Annotated in this window: 3 protein-coding genes; 1 reads left to right on the plus strand and 2 read right to left on the minus strand. The window is 67.8% G+C overall.

What is annotated here, in order from left to right; all coding sequences use genetic code 11:
- On the minus strand, positions 1-458 hold a 458-nt coding region (locus P2P98_RS15695), incomplete at its 3' end, for a RidA family protein (protein ID WP_275801093.1).
- A complete protein-coding gene (locus P2P98_RS15700) occupies positions 455-673 on the minus strand; it encodes a hypothetical protein (RefSeq protein ID WP_013585749.1) in 219 nt (72 codons plus the stop codon). The genes P2P98_RS15695 and P2P98_RS15700, both read right to left, overlap by 4 nt.
- Before the next feature lie 118 nt (positions 674-791).
- Here P2P98_RS15700 and P2P98_RS15705 point away from each other — a divergent pair, with 118 nt between their 5' ends.
- On the plus strand, positions 792-3,491 hold the full coding sequence (locus tag P2P98_RS15705; RefSeq protein ID WP_275801096.1) for a transglycosylase domain-containing protein: 2,700 nt from the start codon (positions 792-794) through the stop codon (positions 3,489-3,491).
- The last annotated feature ends 48 nt before the right edge of the window (positions 3,492-3,539 follow it).

The raw sequence follows: 3,539 nt of genomic DNA on the forward strand, positions 1-3,539 counted from the left end.
GTGAAGACGACCTCGACCTCGACGGGGCTGTCCAGCGGCAGGACGGGAACACCGACGGCGGAGCGTGCGTGGACCCCGGCATCGCCGAAGACCTCGCCCAGGAACTCGCTCGCGCCGTTTATGACGCCGGGCTGCCCGGTGAATTCGGGGACGGATGCCACGAACCCGGTGAGCTTGAGCACGCCCGTCAGCTTGTCGACACCGCCGGCGACGGCCGCCGCCGCCGCGAGGGCGTTGAGCGCGCACTGGCGCGCGTAGGTCTTGGCATCCGCGGGGCTCACGAGACCCTCGGACTCGCCGACCTTGCCCGTTTCGGGCAGGGCGCCCTGCACCATCGGCAGCTGACCGGAGGTGTAGATGAGATCGCCGTGCTGCTTCGCGGGGATGTAGGCCGCGACCGGGGGCACGACCGAGGGGACTTCGACACCCAGCGCGGCGAGGCGCTCCGCGACGCTCACTGCTGACCCTCGAACTGACGCGCCGCGGCCTCGGCTGCCCCGAGGCCCGCGTTGGCCGTGCCACCGCCGGTCGGGCGCTTGAAGTACGCCACGAGCCCGCCTTCGGGGCCGGTGACGACCTGCACGAGCTCCCACCCCTGCTTTCCCCAGTTGTTGAGGATCGCCGCGGTGTTGTGGATCAACAGCGGCGTGGTGAGGTACTCCCACGTGGTCATTCGCAGCTCCCGAAGGTGACTCGGATGCCGCGCACGAGGTGTGCGCGGCCAGGACGCGTACGCGCGCGAGCGCACGCCATCGAGGCATCGCCCAGCAACGTCGCTTAGCATCAACCCTATGCCTGAGAACAAACGAACGGCTAGCGGTGCGCTCGGCGGCATCCTCGGCCTCGTCGGTCTGAGCACGGCCGCCGGTGTTCTGCTGACCGCCGCCGTCACCCCGGCGATCGCCGTGTCAGGTGCCGCTGCCAGCAGCGCCATCACGATCTTCGACAATATGCCGAGCTACCTGCAGCCTGACGCGCTCATGCTGCCCACGACGCTCATGGCCGGCGACCGGGTCCTCGCGAAGTTCTACGACCAGAACCGATCCCCCGTCACGTTCGACCAGGTGAACCCCGTCATGTACGACGCGATCCTCTCCTCCGAGGACCCGCGGTACTACCAGCACGGCGGCGTCGACCTCATCGGCACCACCCGTGCGCTCCTCAGCAACGCCTCGGGCGGCGAGACCCAGGGTGGCTCCTCGATCAGCCAGCAGTACGTCAAGAACGTGCTCGTGCAGCGATGCGAGCGCGACGCCAAAGCGACGGACGGCTCCGACGGCCAGCCCGCGCAGACGCGCGATGAGGCCCTCCAGGCGTGCGCCCTCGAGGCGATCCAGTCCGACGGCGTCGCGGGCTACCAGCGCAAGCTGCAGGAGATGCGGTACGCGATCCAGCTCGAGAAGCAGTACACGAAGGATCAGATCCTCCTCGGGTACCTCAACATCGCGAACTTCGGCGGCGTGACCTACGGCATCGACGCTGCCGCCAAGTACTACTTCAACGTCCCGGCTGCGCAGCTGAACGTGGGCCAGGCCGCCGTCCTCGCGGGCATGGTGCAGAACCCGAACCGCTTCCGCATCGACCGCCCGGAAGGGTCGATCAGCGACGGCGAGACCTCGTGGAACAAGGCGCCGGACGGGTCGATCGACGACGTCGACCAAAGCACCATCCAGGCGCTCTACACACTGCGCGACAACGGTGAGATCACGCAGGAGCAGCTCGTGAACGCCGCCGACGGCTACAGCGAGACCAAGGGTCGCCAGCTGTATGTCCTCAGCCGCATGGAGGCGGACGGCAAGATCACGCACGAGCAATACGTCGCGGCGGCCATCGAGCCGATCACCCCGCAGATCACCGCGACCGACCAGGGCTGCGCGAACTCGGGCGCCCCGTACTTCTGCCAGTACGTCGTCGCGACGATCCTGAACGACCCCGCTTTCGGCGCCACCGTCGACGACCGCGTCGACGCGCTCCGCCAGGACGGTCTCACGATCCAGACCACGCTCGACTGGCGTATTCAGGATGCCGCGCAGACCGCGATGAACGAGAACGCGCCGCAGAGCTTCGACGGAATGAAATTCGGTTCCACCGCGGTCAGCATGGAGGCCAAGACCGGCCGCATCCTCGGCATCGCGCAGAACACGAAGTTCACGCAGGACCCCACGCAGGCGGAATCCGATCCGGCCTACAACTCCATCGTCTTCGCGGGAGACAAGGACACCGGCGGTTCCATCGGCTTCAACGCCGGATCGACCTTCAAGCTCTTCACACTCGTGGACTGGCTGGAGAAGGGCCACTCGCTCAACGAGAACCTCAACGGTCGCCTGCGTCCGGTGCCGAACATGAAGAACTCCTGTTACGGCGACTGGATCAACGGGGGCGGCACCGTCATCAACAACTTCGCGTCCGACCCGGGTTACTACGGCACCCCGATGACCTTCACCAAGAACTCGCTCAATACCGGTTACCTCGCGATGGCCGCGCAGCTCGACCTCTGTGACATCGCCAAGGTCGCCAAGAAGCTCGGCGTCACCCGTGGCGACGGCACCGACATCGAGATGCGGGTCGCCAACAACGTCATCGGCGATGACAACGTCTCTCCGATCGCGATGGCCGGCGCCTACGCGACGGTCGCCAACGGCGGCACCCACTGCCAGCCGAAGGTCATCGACAAGGTGACGGACAGCGACGGTGCCGAGCGTCCGATCCCCGACCGCCAGTGCACGCCCGGTACCCTGACGCCTGAGGTGTCCGCCGCGGCCGCTTACGCTCTGCAGGGGGTCATGACCGGCGGCGGAACCGGACAGTCGGCCAACCCGTTCGACGGAACCGCCCTGATCGGCAAGACCGGTACCCACGAGGGCTGGAACACCTGGATGATCGAGTCTTCGACCAACGTCACCACCGCGGTGTGGGTCGGCAATTGGGAGGGCACCGAGACCCTGTTCGGCAAGTATTGGAACGGGCAACAGCTCTCGAACATGAGGTACACGATCGCCGAGGGCGCTCAGAGCGCCGCGGACGAGTTCTACGGAGGGGACGCTTTCCCGCAGCCGCCGTCGAACCTGACGCGCACGATCCAGCGCGACCTGCCGAACGTGGTGGGCAAGAGCATCGACGACGCCCGATCGACGCTCGAGTCCGCAGGCTTCAGCGTGACCGTGGGCTCCCCCGTCGACTCCGACATGGGCGGCGATCGCGTCGCGGCGCAGAACCCCGGTGGCGGAACGGCGCCCGCGGGATCGACGATCACGATCAGCCCCGGCAACGGCCAGGGTGCCACGGTCCCGGACGTGTCCGGAAACCCCGTCAGCTCCGCCCGGGCCGCTCTGCTCGCCGCAGGCTTCGGGACCGTTTCGATCGGCAGCTGCGAGAAGGACGCGAGCGCGCCCGCCGAGGGCCGCGTGACGGGGACGAACCCCGCCGCGGGCACCGCGACGAACAAGAACACCCCGGTGTCGCTGAGCATCGCCGCGAAGGACTGCCCGTGACCCGTCCCGCAGTGACGGCCGCCCTCGCACCCCTCGGGGTTGCGGGGG

Source organism: Microbacterium sp. Kw_RZR3 (assembly GCF_029222405.1).
Lineage (GTDB): Bacteria > Actinomycetota > Actinomycetes > Actinomycetales > Microbacteriaceae > Microbacterium.